Source organism: Halodesulfurarchaeum sp. HSR-GB (genome assembly GCF_031432215.1).
Taxonomy (GTDB): domain Archaea; phylum Halobacteriota; class Halobacteria; order Halobacteriales; family Halobacteriaceae; genus Halodesulfurarchaeum.
Genome location: NZ_JAVKGN010000002.1, coordinates 50993 through 71115, shown reverse-complemented (window position 1 = coordinate 71115; position 20123 = coordinate 50993). Strand labels below are relative to the sequence as shown.

At 52.2% G+C, this 20123-nt stretch carries 21 protein-coding genes; 2 read left to right on the top strand and 19 right to left on the bottom strand.

Annotated elements, in window-relative coordinates; all coding sequences use genetic code 11:
• Nucleotides 1–10: 10 nt before the first annotated feature.
• The 4 genes from RH831_RS10880 to RH831_RS10870 form a co-directional block, all read right to left on the bottom strand.
• Entirely contained in the window at nucleotides 11–1462 is a 1452-nt protein-coding gene (locus tag RH831_RS10880; protein WP_310554226.1) for a hypothetical protein, read from the bottom strand.
• Between the two features lie 97 nt (nucleotides 1463–1559).
• Entirely contained in the window at nucleotides 1560–1838 is a 279-nt protein-coding gene (locus RH831_RS10875) for a helix-turn-helix transcriptional regulator (protein WP_310554225.1), read from the bottom strand.
• A 37-nt stretch (nucleotides 1839–1875) separates the two neighbouring features.
• A complete protein-coding gene (locus RH831_RS11890) occupies nucleotides 1876–2715 on the bottom strand; it encodes a bifunctional DNA primase/polymerase (RefSeq protein ID WP_396275474.1) in 840 nt (279 codons plus the stop codon).
• A gap of 42 nt (nucleotides 2716–2757) precedes the next feature.
• The gene (locus RH831_RS10870) at nucleotides 2758–3576 is read right to left on the bottom strand and encodes a DNA polymerase sliding clamp (RefSeq protein WP_310554224.1); all 819 of its coding nucleotides are present in this window, start codon (nucleotides 3574–3576) and stop codon (nucleotides 2758–2760) included.
• A gap of 189 nt (nucleotides 3577–3765) precedes the next feature.
• On the opposite strand from RH831_RS10870, the gene RH831_RS10865 reads away from it, so the two are divergent.
• Complete coding sequence (locus tag RH831_RS10865; RefSeq protein ID WP_310554223.1) at nucleotides 3766–4872, top strand: hypothetical protein; 1107 nt, start codon at nucleotides 3766–3768, stop codon at nucleotides 4870–4872.
• Here the strand turns inward: RH831_RS10865 and RH831_RS10860 are convergent.
• The 14 genes from RH831_RS10860 to RH831_RS10795 all read right to left on the bottom strand — a co-directional run bounded on the left by RH831_RS10860 (nucleotide 4856) and on the right by RH831_RS10795 (nucleotide 17492).
• Nucleotides 4856–7270 (bottom strand): DEAD/DEAH box helicase, encoded by a 2415-nt coding sequence (locus RH831_RS10860; protein WP_310554221.1) that lies wholly within the window; start codon nucleotides 7268–7270, stop codon nucleotides 4856–4858. The genes RH831_RS10865 and RH831_RS10860 overlap by 17 nt on opposite strands.
• An 86-nt stretch (nucleotides 7271–7356) precedes the next feature.
• On the bottom strand, nucleotides 7357–8694 hold the full coding sequence (locus RH831_RS10855; RefSeq protein WP_310554220.1) for a transposase: 1338 nt from the start codon (nucleotides 8692–8694) through the stop codon (nucleotides 7357–7359).
• 117 nt (nucleotides 8695–8811) lie between these two features.
• Nucleotides 8812–9096 carry a hypothetical protein gene (locus RH831_RS10850; protein ID WP_310554219.1) on the bottom strand — a complete coding sequence of 95 codons (285 nt, stop codon included), beginning with the start codon at nucleotides 9094–9096 and terminating at the stop codon, nucleotides 8812–8814.
• Nucleotides 9097–9458: 362 nt separating this feature from the next.
• Nucleotides 9459–11375: a hypothetical protein gene (locus RH831_RS10845; RefSeq protein WP_310554218.1), complete on the bottom strand. Its 1917-nt coding sequence runs from the start codon at nucleotides 11373–11375 to the stop codon at nucleotides 9459–9461.
• 43 nt (nucleotides 11376–11418) lie between these two features.
• Entirely contained in the window at nucleotides 11419–12294 is an 876-nt protein-coding gene (locus RH831_RS10840) for a hypothetical protein (protein ID WP_310554217.1), read from the bottom strand.
• On the bottom strand, nucleotides 12291–12998 hold the full coding sequence (locus tag RH831_RS10835; RefSeq protein WP_310554216.1) for a hypothetical protein: 708 nt from the start codon (nucleotides 12996–12998) through the stop codon (nucleotides 12291–12293). The genes RH831_RS10840 and RH831_RS10835 overlap by 4 nt, the downstream gene beginning before the upstream one ends.
• Nucleotides 12999–13131: 133 nt before the next feature.
• On the bottom strand, nucleotides 13132–13368 hold the full coding sequence (locus tag RH831_RS10830) for a hypothetical protein (RefSeq protein WP_310554215.1): 237 nt from the start codon (nucleotides 13366–13368) through the stop codon (nucleotides 13132–13134).
• Nucleotides 13365–14126: a hypothetical protein gene (locus tag RH831_RS10825; protein ID WP_310554214.1), complete on the bottom strand. Its 762-nt coding sequence runs from the start codon at nucleotides 14124–14126 to the stop codon at nucleotides 13365–13367. The genes RH831_RS10830 and RH831_RS10825 overlap by 4 nt, the downstream gene beginning before the upstream one ends.
• Before the next feature lie 41 nt (nucleotides 14127–14167).
• Nucleotides 14168–14545, bottom strand: coding sequence for a DUF6908 domain-containing protein (locus RH831_RS10820; RefSeq protein ID WP_310554213.1), 378 nt, complete (start codon nucleotides 14543–14545; stop codon nucleotides 14168–14170).
• 34 nt (nucleotides 14546–14579) lie between these two features.
• On the bottom strand, nucleotides 14580–14897 hold the full coding sequence (locus tag RH831_RS10815) for a hypothetical protein (protein ID WP_310554212.1): 318 nt from the start codon (nucleotides 14895–14897) through the stop codon (nucleotides 14580–14582).
• Nucleotides 14898–14931: 34 nt separating this feature from the next.
• Nucleotides 14932–15447 (bottom strand): hypothetical protein, encoded by a 516-nt coding sequence (locus RH831_RS10810; RefSeq protein ID WP_310554211.1) that lies wholly within the window; start codon nucleotides 15445–15447, stop codon nucleotides 14932–14934.
• Between the two features lie 318 nt (nucleotides 15448–15765).
• Nucleotides 15766–16008 carry a hypothetical protein gene (locus tag RH831_RS10805; RefSeq protein WP_310554210.1) on the bottom strand — a complete coding sequence of 81 codons (243 nt, stop codon included), beginning with the start codon at nucleotides 16006–16008 and terminating at the stop codon, nucleotides 15766–15768.
• Between the two features lie 760 nt (nucleotides 16009–16768).
• Nucleotides 16769–17131 carry a hypothetical protein gene (locus RH831_RS10800; RefSeq protein WP_310554209.1) on the bottom strand — a complete coding sequence of 121 codons (363 nt, stop codon included), beginning with the start codon at nucleotides 17129–17131 and terminating at the stop codon, nucleotides 16769–16771.
• A 7-nt stretch (nucleotides 17132–17138) separates the two neighbouring features.
• The gene (locus tag RH831_RS10795; RefSeq protein WP_310554208.1) at nucleotides 17139–17492 is read right to left on the bottom strand and encodes a hypothetical protein; all 354 of its coding nucleotides are present in this window, start codon (nucleotides 17490–17492) and stop codon (nucleotides 17139–17141) included.
• Nucleotides 17493–17513: 21 nt separating this feature from the next.
• Here RH831_RS10795 and RH831_RS10790 point away from each other — a divergent pair, with 21 nt between their 5' ends.
• Entirely contained in the window at nucleotides 17514–18086 is a 573-nt protein-coding gene (locus tag RH831_RS10790; protein ID WP_310554207.1) for a hypothetical protein, read from the top strand.
• 3 nt (nucleotides 18087–18089) lie between these two features.
• Here RH831_RS10790 and RH831_RS10785 read toward each other — a convergent pair whose 3' ends face one another.
• Nucleotides 18090–19511, bottom strand: a complete 1422-nt coding sequence (locus tag RH831_RS10785) for a hypothetical protein (RefSeq protein ID WP_310554206.1) — start codon at nucleotides 19509–19511, stop codon at nucleotides 18090–18092.
• Nucleotides 19512–20123 lie beyond the last annotated feature (612 nt).

Below are 20123 nucleotides of genomic sequence, written 5' to 3'. Positions count from 1 at the left end.
GCTACCTTATTCAAGCACTCGAAAAACCGCCCAAAGTTTCCTGAACTTTCTGCTGGACACGGTTCTCAAGTTGTGTGGCTTCGACATCTGTTAGCGCCCGTTCGTTCGTGACATTCACACCGGGGATCTCGTTTGCAGACTCGGGATCGTCGACGAGCCCCAACTGATTTTCAGGAATCCACTCCTCATCTTCGTCCGTTCGCTGGATCTCGTATTCCCTCGCAGCCAGTTGGATCATCTGGAAGGGCCGATCGTAGATATCGGACGCGAGTTCCTGGTATTCGACGTACTGATCGCTCGCGAGAGAGTGATCTTCATAGACCTCAAGGAGGGTCCGTTGGAGATTGAGAACGATCGCAAAGAGTGTTGGCTGATAATGCGGTTCTGCCATGCGAACCGACTCCGCAGCTGCCTCCTCTGCGTAGGTTTCGGGGATACCGTGTAGGAGATAGAATGTGGTGAGGGTGTTTATAGCCGCTTGCTTGCTCATTTCATCGGCGTCATCGTCGATCGGGGCGTAAGGAACCTGAGTCAGGTCGAGATCGGTTTCACGCAGTCGGAGGATGTTTTCTGGGACCGTCACGACCCGCTGGTTCGCGGTGCTTGCGATTTGACCGTGCCATTTCCGGGGCGGGAGCCGATCGTTCTGCCGTTCGTGTTCGGGATCGATGAATTGCCCGAGGTGTTTTCGGCTGTATACCTGGCCGATGTCTGGAATCGAGACTTGAAGCTCAGGCAGGAAGACGACTTCATGGGCTTTGATCTTCTGAGTCCCCTGGACGTCCCACTGGATTCGGTAGCCCATGTAGGCCGTAAGGTCACTTGTTGGCCCGGTATCGAAATCCGTATTGACCGATGGCCAGATCATGGTCAGCTTGACGTGACCGCCCCAGTTGTCGAAGGATAGCCACCCGAATCCGTCCATGCCCCGGCGCCGGAACGCATCGATAGCTGGCCGCAGGAAGTCCTGTGGATCGCCGGCTGTGTATCGATTGGAAGCGATCTGCCACCGGAACCGAGTATCGTACCCAAGTGCATTGAGTGCGAGCCGTCGTGGATCGACGATTGCCTTCCGGTGTCGGTCTTCCTCGAGGGGGGTGGGATCGGTGTCCTCGACTACCGTTTCGAGCGATTCACCCATCGCGTTTTCCAACGTGTCTGTATCGAGACCGTGAACGTCTCTAATGGCTTCGACGTCCACTTCGCCCGATTCGTCGACGAAGGGATTGACTGCCCAAACGTCGACGGCCATGGGCTTGGGAAGTACTTCGATGACGTCTTCGAAAGGAGCTGCGTCTTCGCTGAATCGTTCCCCTTCTGTATCCACCTCTTCAGGATACTCGAGGACGCTGTCGGCTGTCAGGCCGAGGAAGGGGATTGTTGCCTCCTTGTCGAGGAGGTGGGGCGTTAGCGATTTAGTGCCGGTGCTGCCGCTGTTTGAGGACTGGTTATTGCTACTCATGGTTGGATAATGTCTGATTAGTCCTTCACTGCATCAAAAGGGACAAAAAACCAAATCCTACCAAATCCCAAACTGAACACCAAAACTAGTCGCGACCTTAGTCGATATCGACGTACTGCTCTTCCCATTCCCGGCGCTCTTTTATGGCTTGTCTCCCCGATTTGGTGAGTTCGTATTTGTTGGTTCGCTCGTCTGCTTTCTCTTTGTTCAGTAATCCCTCGTCAATAAGCGTATTAAGGTTAGGATAGAGTCGACCGTGGTTGATTTCTGATTCGTAGTAATCATCGGTCTCTTCCTTGATTTCAAGCCCATTTGGTTCGTCAAGGCCGGAAATAATGATTATCAGATCACGCTGGAAGCCTGTGAGTTCGAACATGATTACGACAAATACGCCAATATATTTGTCAGTTGTGTCATCCGGACGATTTGATCACGGAGTCGACTTGTTCTTCTACAATGTCGCGGTTGAGGTTTGACCATTGAGCCTTCTGCATGATCAGGTCCACGATATCTTGCTCTTTCAGATTCGGATTCTCGGGAACGTGATAGAGCCACCCGACGAGCCATATCCTATCACTGTGGTCGGGGTTTGACTCGTGAAGGTATCGTTCAATCCTGTTCCGAATCGAGTCTGATTGGATGAAATCGAGGGCCCCAACTGATTTAGTCGGGATTTGGGATGAATGAGGGCGCGAATCTGATTCTGATTGCGATTCTTGGATTTTGTCGACAACCAACTCTAACTCTCGAGGGGAAATCCTCGCGATCGGTGATTTCCGATCGACGGTGTATCGTGTCCCTGTCGGGTGAATAGAGGGTGGGATTACAGCCATCCAATTATTTGCTCGGATTGAGCCCAATTCACCCCACCCGAAGTTTCTATCCCAACCCGGAACGCGATAATATCGGTGAAACCCGCTTTGGGTTTCGACTGTGAATGTTTCTGGCAAGTATCTCGAAGCGAGGGCTGCGAGTTGATCGGAGTCGATATCGAGGATTGCTAATTCGTCGTTGGCTTTTGGGACGATCCCTGCGTTTCCTCCTTCCTGGACCCATTGTGATACTTCGCTTTTGGATTGGATATCATCAACTGAGGAAACGGGCCGTTTTCCTCCGTTATCACAATTTGAATGAACGGTGCAATCTGGGCGACACACCCTATTGAGGGAAAAGCCGGCCAGTTCGTCTGGAATGTGAGAACGCGATAGGGAGGACTCGGATATAGAACTTGCTGCGGTTGTACTGAAACTCATAACCCACCTCTCTGCACGGATATTAAAAACAAATACACAGTTCTAGGTGTTAGAATCCTCGATTCGCGGGGCGAGCATGTACGTGATATCGAGGGCGTCGTTGTCGGGTTTGTCGACGTGGAATTTGACGGGGAAGTCGTCTCCGAGGAGTAATGTGATGTCGTCTCTCGGTCCCATATTGGCCTTCAGGTCCTTGAGATAGTCGAGGCTGTAAATCGCGTACATCTCTTCGACGTCTCTGGAAACCTCTTCGATCCCTTCATCGTCTTCGCTCAAGTCCAGATGCATGTCATCAGTATCTCCCTCTGCATGGAAGTAGAGTTCATCACTGGTGTCTGGGAAACCGATTTGAAGGTAATCGGATACCATGTCGGCTGCACGAATTGCACGGTTGAGTTGACGTCCTTTCAACTCAGCTCGGCCATTGAGGTCCATATCCGGGAGATCGGGACTTGAGCGGATGGTGTCAGGATCCAGTAGCGCCATAGTGAATTCGAGCGAGTCGTTGAACGATGCGGTTAGCTTCCTCGTTTCCGGATCCAGTACAAGATGAATCGTATCGTTGTGATCGCCCTGACTAAGGACGTCACTAAACTGTTCGAGATCAATACCAAGGACGAGGTCTTGATGGGACTCACCATTGTATGATTCGAAAACGCTTGTGTCGAGTGAGGCATCTACCATACCGACGTTGGCGGCATCTGCCTCGCGGATTTGGAGGGAGTTTTCTTCGACGAACATCTTGGCTTCGTCGACGAGCGTGAGTGCTTCTTCGATGAACGGCTTGAGCACCCCGATCGTTGTGATGATTTCAAAGGGCGATACTGTGCTGGTGTCACTGGTTTCTGCGCTAGCTGACATGGTTGAAGAGTTACCAAAACGCTCCGTTGCAAACAAGGCACTAAAAACCAATTACTAACAACCGACTCGGGCGAAAACCTCTTAGTGAACTCCCCCCCCCCTACACGCTCCCGTTGGTTGCTCTTTGAGGAAGGGGCCTTGCTTTCGAATTTAGAAAACCTCTTAATAAAGCGGTAAGAAAGTCAATGTATGCCATTCGTGGGCATGGTCGATGGAGAATATGTCGGCCCCTACGATATCGATGATGGGGAGAGTGTAGAATGCCCAGAATGCGGTGGATCCATGGGGGTTCGATCGACTCATCGCCAAGGTGGAAGTATCGTTTCGAGGCACTTTTTCCATCATTCGGACACCAATTGTTCTGGTGAGTCGAACGCCCATATCAAACTGAAGACCATCGCGAAATCGACGTTCGATCGACGGTTTCCTGACTCGGTGGTTCATTTAGAGAAAGGGGTTGGTGATCGTGTCGCTGACGTCCTTGTGGAATTTGATGAACCTCGGTTCCCGTATGGGAATGGAATCATAATCGAGGCACAGGTGAAACATAAGGACAAAAACTTCAGTTCAGTATTCAAAGAATACGGCAATGAAGGATACTCGGTCTATGTGGCATATTTGGGCGATGTTCATGGGAGTGAGCTGAAAATTGCTTCCAATCGGTTCCATACAGTTTGGCCAGCGGCAGTTCCGTCGAAATCGAGGTGGAGCGGGCTTGAAGAGCCATTTGAGGAATGGTTTTCGGATTCTGATCCAACCAGCTTAGAAATAGAGGTCCCGTTACCAGGTCAGTATTATCGGTTCAGAAAGACTGAGGAAGTCACACCTCGGTTTATCGAAGGGACTGAATGGAACCATGTCGAAGCCGTTCCGTTCCAAACGAAGGGGGAAGAACATGCGTGGTGGGATGTCTGGCACCATCCGAATAATGTTGTGAGACTCGAGTTATGGCAGGAATCGGAGGAAGCAAATGGCGATGGTCGGTTTCATACAATCGCAGTTTTGAAAGAGGATATCGAGCGGTTGCAGTCTCTTCTCGAGCAAGTTGATCAAACGGATGGCGATGACATTTTTGACACCGCAGATTACTGGCGAACGGTCGGTACAACCAGTCTGTCAGGTGGGAGGGGTGTTTCAGGTTGGCTCTCGCTTGCAAAGCCGGCCACCGGGCCCGTCATGTGGATTCTTGGCCGGAAGGATGCCTACGGAAATACGTCTACGATGGGAATCAAGTATCGATGGGGCGATGAAGAGCGTATGGTGCCGCTGGTTGAGACACTCAGAGAAGTTCTGTGATCGAGTCGAGGAGATCGACCGCGAGGTGTTTGTTCAGGAAATCATTTGCATTCCCGCAGTTGGAGTCGATGATACATTTCGGGCATCCATCGTCACAATCACAGGCTGATATTCGATTGTGTGTGTTTTCGAGGAGCTTTCGCACTCGATTGAATGCCGAGGGGGCAATTCCAACCCCTCCTGGATGGGCATCGTAGATGAAAATGGTGGGCAGACCCGTTTCGGAATGGGCAGCACTCGAGAGACCCCCGACGTCATTCCGATCAACTAAAATCTCGAGCGGGAGAAGGCCGATCATTGTGTGTTCAATCGCGTGAAGTGCGCTCCGAAGCGGTGAATCAACTCCGTGTCGGTAGCCCTTTTCTTCAATCGGCTCTGTGATGTTTCCATCGCGGATTGCGAGAAAGATAGATCGCGTATTCAACTTGCTTGGTGGGAGTTTGAGTCGGTATTCTTGCTGCTCACTCCCGTCCGAGTAGGTAACTCTGTACCCGAGTAGGTGTTCTGTCACAGTCACATCGGCGAGGCCGACAATGATCCGATCATCACCCGTAAGCGATTCCGTCTTCTCGATTTCGTTAGTCGAGACTTCCTTTTTGAATAATGGCTGAGTGTAGTGATCTGCGTCGGTTTTTTCGAGAGCGGCAAATTCGTCGTCGATATCGAGGGTCTGGACCTCGTATTTCTGCCCTTGATGGTAATAGATGGCTCCAGGATGGGCGTCTCTGAGGGCTGATCGGTATTGAAGCGATCCGATGGCATTTCTTGATTCATCTTCCGATATTTCATCAGTTGGGTCGGGAGTTGGTAGATTATCGCCCGATGGTGAGCTTGGCATTGAACTTTTATCGATCAGATCGATTTGTTTGGAGTCGATAGAGCGGATTGACATCCCATATTGTGGGTTATTCACGTCCGCTGCCCAGCCGGGATTGAATTTCAGGGGCTTCAACCGATTTTTGTTAACGAGATAATTCGCGACTTCTTGGAGGTCCTTGTAGCGATTTGACTCGTCGGTTGTAACTGGGTTTTCCGATGCTGCGGCAACGAGGTGAGGGTGATAAATCTGAGAGTTGAACGGATCTACCGTGGCCGATTCGGGCTCACCGTCCAGGACTTCCATTGGATTATCTAGCATGTAATGATCGAGTTGGTCTCTGTTCGGCACGTAAAGAACGAGTGAGGTATCATCACCGCGCCCAGCCCGTCCGGCTTGTTGGTGGGCAGCCATCGTTGTTCCCGGATACCCATCAAGAATCACGGCATCGAGAGAGCCGATATCAACACCGAGTTCGAGAGCGTTTGTACTCCATACGCCTTTCAGCTCTCCCGATTTCAACCCAGACTCGATTTCAGTCCGTTTCTTAGCACCGAGGGCTCCGTGATAAGCGGTGACTGAATCGGCAAGGTGGTGGTCATCGTTTTCGAAGAAATCCTCTTTAGTCTGAGTTGCGTATCGTTCGGCTGCTTGTCGAGCTCGTGTGAAAACGACTGTTTGATAGTCGTTTTTGATCAGTTGTTTCAGGACTTCCTTCGAAATGGTGTGGGAGGAGGTTGCGTAGGTTTCGTCATCTTCTTCATCTGATGGGGTGTATTCTTCATCTGGTTCCCAGAACACCCATTCTTGAGGTCCACTTTTGCTCGCGTCGTTTTCGATCAGATCGAATGAATCGGCAGGCAGCCCAGTAACCCGACTTGCGTGTTTGATCGGATTGCCGATTGTGGCAGATGTCGTAATGTATTGAGGGTGTGAATCGTAGTCCTCTGCGATCCTGTTTAATCGGCGCAGAATTTGAGAAACATGGCCGCCGAAGACACCTCTGTATTCATGGATCTCGTCAATGATGACCGTATCTAGACTATGGAATAGCCATCGCCATTTGTCGCTCGCATAGGGGAGGAAAGAGTAGTGGACCATGTCCGGCGTTGTTGTGATGATATCGGGTTTCTCCTCCCGAATCCGATGCCGTTCTTCTGTATCGGTTTGCCCAGAATAGGATTCGACTTGCACCCCCTCCTCTGCACGGGATGATATTTCGCTGGCAAAATTTTTGAGCGTCTTTGTTTGGTCGTTGATCAAGGCGACTTGTGGGCCAATATATAGCGCCCGAGAGTTAGATTGTAATGCCCGTTCGAAGGCAGTAAGTGTGTAAACAAGGCTTTTCCCGCTTGCTGTGGGGGTTGCTACGACGACGTTTTTCCCATTTCGGATTGACTGGACCCCTTTGGTTTGATGTGAATATGGCTGTGTGATTCCGTTATTCTTCAATGTCTCTTGAATCGGGTTTGAAAGCTCCAAAGGCGAAAAATCTGGTTCACGGCCCTGTTTTGAGGTGATTTTTCGGGGCGAACCAGGGATTGCTTGGGGATCGTCAATCCAGCGATCGAGTTGGCTCACACTATGGCATATGGTTGTTCACTGAATTAAATTGTAATGGTGCCGTCGTGAAGTACCCCGCACACAGTGGCGCGGGGCGTCCGTGTTTACTCTGGCACTGCTGAGGCAATGGGCTTTAATTCCTCTCGCGCTTCCACCTCTGGTCGCGCCGACGTTCCGTGTCGGTCAACACCCGAAGCGAAACCCGCTCCGTGAGAGTCGGGGCCTCCACCAGCCCCCGATGCCGCCCGTCTCACCTTTACCATACGAGGAAGGGTTTCGAGAGACGGCACATTCTCATCCTGCTTGTCGAACCAATTCTGCACCACGCACACTGCCGCTTTCCGATCGGCATGGTCTTGGAACCCACACTGATTGCACTTGAACCGTTTTTTGTGACGGTTCGCCCGTTCTGTGTGCTGGCACTCCGTTCGGGGACACCGTTGGCTCGTGTACTTCGGGTCAACCTCGTCTGAGGGAATCCCGTTCCAGGCAGCCTTGTACGATACCATCTCTTGGAGTGCGGCGAACGGTATTGAGTGCAGCCGACGGTTCATCCGCGTCCCGTAGTCGATACTGTTTCGCATGTCTTTGAGGTCTTCAAAGACGATGACCGGGTCCGAAAACTGCGAGACCCATTCGACTACTCGACGCGACACTTTGTGTAAGCAGTCGTGAACGTAGTTACGTTCTTCAGCTTGCACGACTGTCTCGAACGCAGTTTGTCCCGCTTTCTGCATCCGCTTGCGCTTGGTAAAAAACTCATGGCGCTGTTCTTTGACCGACGGATACTCAAGTACTACAGAGTCTCTTACCGCCCCTTTTCGATCCATTGCAACGAGAGCAATGCAGTCCTCGTTCACGTCAACGCCAACGATCGGGTCTGCATCGGCCTTGGTGGCAACTCTGTGTTGCTCATGTGTAACGGTAACATGAAGTCGCCACTCGTCGTGTTTGTGAACGACTTCAGCAGTCCCAACACGCCATTCCTCGTCGTTGAACGCGATTCGAAGACGGTCGAAATGGTCGGGACTCCCACGAAGTTCGCCTTTGACGTGTGTTCCTCTCGTGGCCGTGACACGGAATCGAACCGTTCCATCGTCTTCGAGGAACAGGCGGTAGCCTTCTTCATGGTTCATCACTATCGGGTACATCCGGTCGATGTACGGATATGGTCGTCCCCAACCGTCATCCTTGTTGTCGAGGTAGGTTTCGATTTCACCGAGCGCCTTATCAACGATGAGTTGACTGGTGTTTTTGATGTGGTTGGCGTTGTCGACGATAACTGATTTGATGTCGCTCCACTTCCAACCTTGTCGGTCGAGACGGTTTGTCTCGTTACGAATGCGGCGGGCTTCGCGACACCCGTTTTGCAGGTCGTCGGCACTCCCCGTGGTAATGTTCAAACTGAAGGATAATGTGTGGGTGAGTTCAGACGACTGCACTGTATTCCTATATGGTTTGATAGCTGTTAAATGCTCGTGTTTTGACGCGCTTCACCCACGGGCACGATGGTCCGTGGGACTCGCGCTGCTCTATTTATAGAAATAGGCCGGCATCGATCAAGTTCTGATGCGTTCTTGGTCTGAGCTCGAATGAGGCTGTTGTGGTTCTGGGTGTGATTGATCTTGCTGGTCGATCTCATCTAGAGCCTCACTCAGGTCCTTCACTATCGCCCAGAGTGCTTCAGCTACTTCTTCTGTCTTGTTGCCGGTAAGATAGAGGGGAGCATAATCGAGGGCGTCAAACTGCGAGAAATCCGATTCAGTGATATCGTAATTTTCGACGAGATAATCACGGATCGAGAGAAAGACTCGGGTAAGGTGAAACTGCTTGTATTTCTCCATGACTAGAATTCTTCGTCGAAGGTTTTCCTTCTCTTGAGGTAATCGATTGCTCCCTTTCTGGTGTCGAATCGTTTGAGGAGTTCTGTCGTCAGATCGGGACTCGACGTTACTCCGCCTGTATCTCGTTTCGGGCCGTGCCGATAGGCGAACCATTTCGACTTGTAGAGTGCGCCTTCGCAGAAATGACTCCACTCCATTTGGCCATTCGAATTTGCGACCTCTCCTTTGATAACTCCGAAGGTACCGGATTGATGGGGCCGGGTGTTCCCTGTTGGTTCAATTCGCCCAACTTCTTCATGGCCGGCTTCTAATTTCCTGGTCATGATCTATTTCAACACGATCAGCAAAAACTAGTCGTATTGTTACTCCCCAGCCCACGGGGCCCACTCTTCGAAGTTGATTCTTCCAGTAGGCCCTGCTGTTCGTTCGGGTTGGACTACTGCAACGGTATTCGTCTCAGGATGCCGAAGCTCGATGAATCGTTTCTCTTTCTTCTCTGTTTGGAGAAGGTAGATACTGGCGTGTTCTTCGAGGATATCGGGATCGCTGAAATCAGTTTGAAGCGTGTGAATCAGGAATTCGAAGAGGTTGCTTGGCAGATCCGTCCAGACGTTTTCGTTTTCATTCCCAATAGCAACCGAATTAACGTTGGTCGTCGGCGAGCGCAGGTCTTCGATGGGGACTTCGGTTACCTCACCCTCTTTGGACTCGAGATACGGTCTGATATCTCCCGTTTCAGGGGTCCCTACTCCCACCGCAAATCCGTCGTGAATGGGTGTCTCATCGATATTGGCACGGTATTCGTTTTTGATTCCGTAGCCGGCTCCGAACCATGCCCATTCGATGACCCGTTCGTCCAGGTCATCGAGGATCAGACTTGCGATCGTTCCAATTTGTTCGCCGTTGATATCGTGACCAACACCGCCGAGCATTCCGAGGATGCTGAATTTCGCGATTGTCCCGAATCGCTTGCTGTGGTCCATTCCGTGAACAGCATCCAAGATTTTTCGCATCCCGTTGGCGGGAACGTCGAAGAAGGGGAGTCCCCGATCGAGGGCTTCGCCAACTGTGTTTGCAGGAATGTTCTCTGCGCGAGCCTCACCGACATAGGGAATCTCGGTTACGGGATCGTCCAATCCAGGGGGATCTTCCGGTGTTTCGATCGGGGTCTTGAGCTCGAATTCACCCGTTGGGATTGCTTCGGCTTCCAATTCTGGGAGGGTGCCTTCCCACGTCTTTTGGTCCACTACCTGCGAGAGAAGGTAGTTGTCAGAGGCCTTGTAGAGACCGTTTTTGGTGGCGATATAGTACTCGCCATCTTCGAGTGGAGCCTGGACCTCCTCGGGCAAAGGTTCCCATTTTCCTGCTTCAGAATCGTCGATGAAAGTTGCGGAGTTCCGTTGATTCGGGTCGAGGTCGTCTGTTTCTGATGGATTGACGAATCCGTCTTCGACCGTTTCGACTTCGATTGCCTCGAATTTCGGCAGCTCACCGGGAGTGAGTCGTGCGATCATTTCCCCGACAGCCTCCTTTACCGTATTGTAGGTGGACTTGTCGACAGAATCGCGCAAATTGTGTTCGTTCGAAACTGTCACACTCGAGATAGCGGTTGCGTGGCCGTGAAGCGGCTGTAGATAGAGCGTTGCTTTATCGAGAGTGCCGCTGTTCTTCAGAAGCCGAAAGAGAACTCCGGAAGAATGCTCGAGCAAGTAACCCTCGTCCCATGGGTGTTGGATTTTCAGCTCGTGTAGAACCTCGAAATGCCCCTCGTAATGTTGAATTGCGAGATGGGAACCGGCTCGCATTCGTTCGAACTGAGCGTGCAGATCGTCAAACGAGGACTCGGCAGAGATATCACGGGTTGGAATCGAGACTTGTGGCTCTATCGGATGTTCGAGCATCCATTCGACGGCTTTGCTTGCAGCTTCTTTTTCGTCTAGATCGGCTCCGAGAGTGGTTGCTTCATCCGTCTTCGAGGGACGTCCCCGTGGCTTCGTTGTCGTTCTGACGATGACGTCGTAGTCACGGAATCCATCCAGCTCGACGACGCAGAATTTCGGCTTCTTCGTGGGGATGCCTCCAACGGTCTCTTCGACCACGCTGATCGGCACGGCCCATCCAGCTTTGAAGCGTTTCCCGTCAATCAGGGTGAAGTTTCCGACAGATTCGGGCGGTAATAGGTCGCCTTCCTTGTCGGTTCCGACGATCACGTTTTCCGCCCCGGGTTCGACGTGACCGCCTTTTACGACGGTGTAAGAGGTGATTTCTGCTTGTGACATGGTTGAAACTGTCCAGCTTTACAGGCAGTCAAAAAACAACGGGTTAGGCCAGTGTCGATTGCCGAAACTCACCGAGAGTCCGGTCCTGGAAGACTGATTTCCACGTCGATTCGATTTCGTGGTCATCGAGGAGGTTCGAATAGAGGTAATTGAGGATTAAGAGATTGCGTTCGGCAGAGAGTCCACGCAATTGGCTGGATTTTTCGCCGTGGGGAGCTCGCCCCGCCACTTGATTGAGTGTGGCTGATATTTGATGGCCGTTCATCGGCGCCTGTTCGGGTGTGGATAGATCGACCGATTGAATCAATCCCGGATTATCGCGAACAGTTTTGATGAAATCCAGTTGACCACCCATTCCGAATCCGTGGATGGGCTTTTGGCCTACGACTTCGCGAACGTTTTTCACCGCAGCCAGTTGCCGCGATGGATTGGCATTGCGAAGGCCACCGATCCCAATGATGGGGAATTTCTCGTAGAGCGATTCGTATTTCAGGTACGTTTCCTTGTGAGGCGGTTGGAGTGGGGCGATCGGAGTGAGATGCCCGTATAGGTCGCGATGCTTGTCCATCAGGTTGCGAAATTCTCGGAGGGAGGCGACCGTTTCTTTTGCGTTCCCGGGTGTGTCTTTCGGCACGACGTAATCGGCTCGCCGCTCGAAGGCCATATCGAGGATTTCCTGGTTCGTTACGCTCGGGTCATTGATGTTTGAGTCGAGGATGTATTCCACACAGGTGTCTCGAATGGTTTCAGACCCGGGGTATTTCTCGAGCTTGTAAGGGTAGTCGTAGTTGGATCCAACCCCAGTAGAGGAGGCCGAGTAGATAGTCAGGCGGTTGTTTCGAGCGTAGATATCTTGGACCTCGTATTGGCCATCGATGAGGCCGCTCAGAAGGCTCATGAGGTTGTCGGAGTCAGTCACTGCCGACCCCCCGATTGCAGGATGCTCTGAGCGGCGTCAGTTAGCTCCCAGACCGATTCCTTGGGTTGAAGGTTCGATGTATCGGAGCCTCGAGAGCGAAGCACTCCACAGTGAAAGAGGCAGGTATGCAGTTGATAGACGGTTGTTCCCCGGTAGGCAGAAGGAGACTCTAGTGCGCCGGTCGCTTTCAACCGGGGAAATGGGATATCGATGGAATCATCGATGAACAGTTCGCGGGCGAAGGGTTGTGATGCACGTTCGCCAACGAGTACGACGAGCTCGGGGAGAGTGGTGGGGCCGTTGTTTGCAATTGCTTCGGTGATGAATCGCGCTGGCTCGTATTGTAGACCGATTTCTCGGACCGCATCCGCCCACTGTGGCCGTTTGTCGACGAACCGGCCCGAGGAACCTTCGAGATTACTCAGGTCGCCAAGAGCGGCCCCGAGTGTCTCGTAATTGCCCAGAGCCGTCTGCACGACCTGTTCGCCCCGGGCAGTTGTGTTTCCGTTTCCGTCGATAAGCCCGAGGACCTCCGCGCCGGTTTTGGCCTGACTTCCTGACCCGGCTGTGTGCTTCTGGATCAGGCTGGCCGTATCGAGATCGTGGGCCGTCGCGATGGGGACGGCGATATAGCTTCGTGGATGATTGAGATAGAGCCGTTCGACTCCGTATGGGACCGCCTCTTGGATTGTTGGAGCTGTCAAACGGGCAGTTTGTTGGGGAGTTTGAGAGATTGCCATGGATGATCTGCCACCGTCGAAAAGAGGGACAAAAACCAAATCAGTCCAAAATAATGCTGAATTTGCAGTTTTCAGTTAATTCTGTATGTTGGATACTTCATTCGACCGGGATAAGATCCTTTAGGGCTACGATTTCGTCACATTCGCCGCATCGGAGTTTGGTTTCGTCGTAATCGTGGACGTGGACAGAGCCGGCTGAGTGGACGCCCCGGCCCCGGCTGGTCTGTTGGAATACGACGTCTCGTTGTTCGCCGGTTATTTCGATGGTGAACGATGCTTTTTGTTCACAGCTTGGGCAGCCTAGGAATGCCGATTCGGTGTCGCTTGTGCTCATTGTTCGGGTTCCTCGACTTGGTGGTTTTCGCAGTTCGGGCACTCAAAAACGGCCTTCGTTTCAAGTGCTTCTTCGGATATCTGGTCGGACTCGTATTCGGGCGAAAGAAGGTTGTTTCCTCTGAGAACTTCTCCACATTCGTCGCATTCGAGGGGCCAGTTAAGGCTTTGAAGATCGACTTCCGGGACCTTGGCGTATTCTTCAGCGGTTGCGTATTCGTGCTCGTTCGTCGTTACGCCCATCTGCGAGACACCACTGTGAGCTTCGTGGCCGGCGTCTTGGAAGGAGACGTCGATGGCCACCATCTCGACAGTATATGTGGTTTTGCAGTTCCCGCAGGTTGGGTGAACGTAGTGCCTGCTGAAGCCATTTGGAATGGTTTCTTCTGTGTGATCAACGTCTGTGGAACCACAGACTGGGCATCGGACGTCGATCTTCGTGTAGGTCTCGCGATCTCGAATGCCTCTTTCAGCAAGACGCAGCGTATCTCGGGCCTGCTGCATCTCTTCGAGAGTGAAGTCGTCTCGTTCGTTGTGTTCGATCTCCCATTCGATATCTCGGATCTTTTCGAGGGCGGTGTTGATCACGACCCGTCCGATCACGGACGCCTCGGTAGTGATCTCCTGGCCTTCGTAATCAACTGACATCTCGATGTCTTGCATTGCCACCGCAAGCCCATCGCTCGTGAGCCGGTCTTCCAGCTGATCGAAGACGTAGTCTGTGACTTCTTCGGGCAGTCGGTTTAGTACTAACTCCATAACTCACTCCTCACAAGGTTACAAAAAACAGAGATATATAATCAGGAATCCCCGAGGTGTTCTACCATCGACTCGTCTTCGGCGTTTTTGACGAATCTTTGGTTTCGGAGGTTCCGATTCCACAGATTGAGGAAGTCATTGATTCCAAGGCCGTTTTCGTCGTAATCGTGGGTGTGGGGGTCAGTTCGGAACTCGATGGGGGTCCAGTCTTCATCGCTGACGTCGAAGACGATTTCTGGATCCCTCATAAGGTCGCCCCGTTGCTTGAAGTAATGAGCAACGGACAGGCGGTGTTCGGCTATCTTTTCGATAGTCAGGTCCATGGATCCGTCTGCTTTGATCGTATACCCTTCTCCCAATTCCAGTTCTTCTGGCGATTCGGCTTCGAGGCTGTCGAGGATTTCTTTGATGGTCTTCATGGTGATGTGAAAAGTTCGGAACTTGGGAGCGATCTCAGAGTTCGTTGAGGATCGATTCGACGGGGATGTGTTGGAGAGTTTCCAAACAGTCTCCACAAATGAATGAGACGCCGGGGCCGATAGCATCGCCCTTTCGTATGAATTCGTATTTCCCATCGGCACTATGATACCGATCTTCGTCGAGCGACATTACGGAAATTTCTTCGCTGCCGCATTCGGGACAGGGCTCTCCCTTCTCCCAATTTTCGTGGACGTTGATCTCTTTGATTTTGAGAATTTCGTCCGGCTCGATTGCGGTTTCAGGCGATTCTCCGGGAACGGTGTCGGTGTCGATTACTGCAACTGCTTTCATGCCTCACCTGATACACGGGCACAAAAACACACATCTACAGGTTCCTGAGATCTTCGCGAACTGTCTCGGTGAGAAGTTTGTCGACGGCGTCTCCGTGGTGATGATTGATTTCCGAACCGTGTTTGATGAAACTCTCGAGGTCGTTGGGGGTAGTGAACCCGAGAAGGATCAACTGCTGGGCCTTTTTTGGCCCGATGCCTGTGATTTCTTGAAGCCGATTTTGTTCCTGCTGTAGTTCGGAAAGAGGCTGTTGCACAGTCTCGAGTGTATGAATACCGATTTCGTATGCCATCGTTCGGGGCACGTCGGTCGCGACGGTTATCTTGAAGGCCGGCTCCGAGTAGGTAATCTTCTCGAGGCGCTTGGTGTGACTGTAATGGGATTCGAATTCCGTTTCCTCGATCGACAATTCGGCGCTCCCCCAGTTCAATTCCCACTGAGTTTTGTCGAGGGATTCGGCCCCGGACAGGTCCATCAACTCCCAGTTACCGACTTGCTTGGGGAGTTCGGGCTTTGAATCGAATTGTTCGTTGGCGGGGAATCGATTCATCTCTTTTTGAGCGGTTTCCCACAGCCAATCGAAATCATCCCAGGTGTTGATGGTTTGGCTGCTCAGTAGGTGCCGAAACTGGTCGAAGGAACTTTTGATGAGCCGGAATTCCCCATCACGGAACCGCCGTATCCTGAGTTGTTCGTACTGGCCGTTGACGTGGTTGCTCCCCCTCTTCCAATATTCGACGATTGTTTCATCACGTTCTGGCTCGACGCGGGCCCAGCCTGCGACTGTTCGGGGGAGTTGATCGGTTCTCTCGGTGACTTGAGCGGCGTTGTTACTAGTCGTGGAATCGGTTGTTGTTCCCATTGTAGATCACTGAAAGTCGTTCAGCATGGACTGTTTGCGGATCCGTTCGACCGGGTTGAGGAAGACCCACTTGAAGTCGCTGTTGATCTCCTGTTCCTCCCGATTCGAGGGGGTAGACGGCTCGCTAAGTGTAGCGAGAGTCCATCCCTTGTCTCGAAGGGCTTTGATCATGCTCCCTTCGAAATTGGATTTGACGAAGGTTCCCAGGTATTGCAGATTCGGGAATTCATCGCTGTAGAGCCTGTCCAAAAAACATCGACACAACAACCCACTTAGATCCCGTCTCCACCTGAAACCTCTCCCAAATATTAACTAACGGGAAGCCCTTTACATTGTACGATTACAGCCGTGACCTACAACTTCATCCGATACGATCAAAATCAGCAGCATCTCCTTCCGAAGGACCTCTCGGAGTGGGTCGAAGACGACAGTCTCTGTAGTCATCGACAAATTTCTCTTACGATCGGGCGAGTGAGGCACTCGCGAAATTTGGCATGGAAACACCGATACAGATCCGAGAGGCAGTCACGAACGCATCACCGGAGAATTTCTCCTTGTACGCCACGCTGCTGTTTTTGGGCCGGGGAAACTTCTCGGCTACAGCTGGCCGAACTTCCTCAGGCAGGTTATCCAGCTTTCGCTTGGAGATAGATTGAGTCGTTATCTGGCCATCTTCGTCGAAGAACACATTCTTAGAACTGAATCGAGGATATCGATACGTGATCGCCCCTAGGAGTTCGTCCTGATAGTAGAGGCCGTGGTGGGTAATGTTCATCTGGGGCAGGTCGTTTTTGTATGAGTGATGCTCGCGATAGATTTGAAGGGCCTCCTCTCGGCTGATCTCCTGGACCGAAACCTGTGAGGCGAAAGAGAGGCCAAGTGGGGCTGTGAACGGCTCATGAATTCGCTCGCGATGGATTGGGCATTGGCATTCGCTTGCCGTACTCGAGGAACGATGGTGAAAGTGGGTCGGAGAATTAGACCCCGTTTTTGCTGTCGAGCTCATTGCTTATGTCCCCACTTCGCAGGTTTCTTGAAGGCAGTTCGGGCAGGTGTATATCCACGTCTCTTCTCCCATTTCGATCCCCTTCCCGGAGTACCATTCTTCCCATTCGTCGACGTCGAAGGGGTATCCACACTCCGGGCAGGGCTCACCTTCTTCTAATGGAGCCTTTTCCGGAGCAATCCGCATGACTTCTTCATAAGGTGGGAGATTGTCTCCATCCGATTTGACCCCGAACCCAAGGCCTCCGCCGCCGCGATCGTTGATGATTAGCGGATTCCCCTCTTCGAAATGCAGGATCAAGGACCCCGAATCGAATTCGGCGTTGACGATCTCTCGGTCGATTAGACCGTTTTCAAGTAGTGCCATTGTTGGATTACTGGATCTGTGCTTGCATGTGATTGTGCTGCTCGATCAGAAGCCGGGTTGGGTCGGTATGCGCCAGCTGGATGGCGTTCGCGATAGCCAGAGTGGTTTGAGGATTCATGGCCCATTCTTCTTTCGTCCAGGACACCACATCGAGGCCGTTTGCGTCTTCGATGTAGATTTCGTCTTGATGGATTGTGACCTCGAGTGGCGGTGTGCCGACCAACTCCGGGTTGTGAGATCCGTGACGAGTGGCCAATTCTTCTCCAAGGGCTTCGAAGAGCCAGTCGAGTCGTTGGGCCACTTCGGGGTTGGCTGTTGCAGTTCTCAACTGATAGAGAACGTCGCGAACGTCGTTCAACATGGGCTCTGACCATTCGGAGAGATGGCCAGCACCGTCGAGTGGGAAATTGGACATGACTGCTTCACTTTCACAGACAGCAAGAAAAACGGGGAAGGATATTGGTACAAATGGCAAAGATATAATTCAGAGGGGGCAATACCGCCACTTATGGTTCGCGAGCTTTCACGCCGTCAGTTGATCGGAGCGATTGGTGCTGGTGCTGTTGTGGCTACAACTGGATGCCTTGGAGGATCTAGCGAGGAGCAACAAATCGAAACGACAGAAGTTGGCGTCGGTGTTTCGATCGATGATTCTGAGATTCGTGAGGTATACAATGAAATGATCGGGAACAAGACCCAACCTTCGGAAGAGGACTGGGATGCTTTCGAGGAAAAGGAGGCTGAGATCATTTCAAGCCAGACTGAGGAGGCAATTTCAGGCATCAATGAGATGGAGGACTTCGAGGTGGCGGACTCAGAAATCCAAGATAAGGGCTTGATTTTAGTCGAAGGCCCGGAGGATCAACTGACGGACCTTCTGGAACGCGAGGATGTGAGATCGCTTGTTACGTCTGATGAATATTCGGACGTCAAGAACAGCACTCTCGAACAGTAACGGCTACCCTATTTGGAAGGGGAGATATTGGGAGGTCTCCATCACTACGTGCCCATTTTCGTGGTTGGGGCACTCCAATTTCTCGAGTGAGCGAGCGAATTCTTCTCGCGCCTGATGCAACCCCTCGCGAGGAGTTCGTGGGTTTGCAGGTATCAACTTGCCGTCTACTTCTTCTGTACACATCGACCCCGGCAGGGCACCACATTCGGGACAGTCGGTTTGCATGGCCGGATAGTCGGCAACGTACCACTCTTCCTCACAATGAAAACACTCGAATCGGGTTGGCCCTGATGGAATCGGTTCTGAGTCATTGGTATCCGGTTCCGATCGGCGTTCGTCGACGGTCGCAATCAGATCGTGGCCGGCGCCGGGGTGACTGAAAATTCCCACACCGATTCGTGCATAATCGAAGCCGTCGTCCATAACTGAGCTGGGCATGACCGAACTGGTCCGACCGACTTGGATAATTCGCCCTCGCTGAGTGAGGACCTGATTGATCTCTCGTTTGATGGCCGTATCTTTGCCTGTAGTCGAACCGTCGTACTCGGTTTGTTCGAGAAACGTTTGCTCTCCTGGATCGAAGATGATGGTGTTGAATCGATACGGGAGTTCGGATGCAGTCTCCAAGGGGTCGAAATCCGTGTGACTGCTTGGGTTGTTGGGGTCGTTTTCGAAAAGCGGGCCGGCTTCGATCGACGGCGAATCCGCATACAAATCGACCACCCATCCGTGGGTGTACTCTTCCAGGAAGGACCTGAGTGCGTCTTGTTGCTCAGTTTCGTCGCGACTGAATTGATAGTGGACTGGGAACGGCTCGTTTTGTCCGCCGGCTTTCGGCGACCCGTTCATCGCGACCGTTCGCTCGAGCGTCACCGGGAGGTCAGTAGACGTCCGAGAATTAAGATCGACGGTGATGAGAATATCGTACTGCCGTCCGAACGTGTTCATCAGGCCGATATGCGTCCGTTCATAGCCCCAATCGAGTGGCATCCCATTCGAGGTGTATCCGACTTGAATTAGCTGCCCGCCGGGCCGTAGGAGATCGTCGAACACAGACTTGACGGCTTGCCCATATCCCGGATGATCGGTGTTGTAAGTCGTGTCAGCTTGCGATTTCGTGAATGGGGGATCGTATACGACCGTGTCGAAAGACTCGGGCTCGAATTCGTCGAGGAGGTCTCGAACGTCGACGTGGACGTCGGCGTCCTTCTCGGGGTCGATATCATTCCGGATGACGTCTTGATCGTGCTTGAGATGGGTCTTCCCGGCTGTCGCATTAAGGACCCGTCCTTCGAGCTTGTCTTCGACGTATCGGCGTATTTTCTTGTTCTCGAAGGTCCACCGATTGATTCGAGTGGTGTAGTAGGCAAGCGGGTTGTCAACCCCGAAATCGATGGAACCGCCACTAAGGGTTGCCTGACTCATCTTATTTCCACACGGTGGACAAAAACCCCGGGAAGGCCTAACTACACAATTGCTGTTGAGTGGATTTTGGTTCCGGGAATATTTCCCCGTATTCGGTTCGAAACCGACAGTTGGGACACTCGTATAACTCGCTGTCGCTGTAGGTTGGCGGGGAGACATCTGGCCCTACAGGCAAGAGGGCTCCATTGCCACATTTTGGACACTCTCCCTCTTGATCGGGATTCAAGAGGCGATTGTCGTAGTTATCTACTGCCTCATGGAGCCCATCTTTACTCTCGATCGTTGCCTCGTAATGGTACTGAGTAGGCGAAAGCTCAGGCGCAAATTCACCTCGAGGGACGGAGAAAATCTCCGACTCCGATTCGATTCGAGTGTTGTGGACGGTGTATATGCCGGCGTAACTCGTCGAGGGGGTCCCCTGACTATACCGATCGGTGTCTTGCCTGACCCGGATCTCATCTAATGAGACCAGTTGATGGTCCGGGATCCACCAAGCGTTGAAGATTATCCGACCTGTGGGTTTCGTGATCCGGACCAGCTCATCGAAAAGACGGCGCCGCATCTGTTCAGTAATATCCTTCCAGGGCGGATCAGCTACCGTAGTATCGAAGG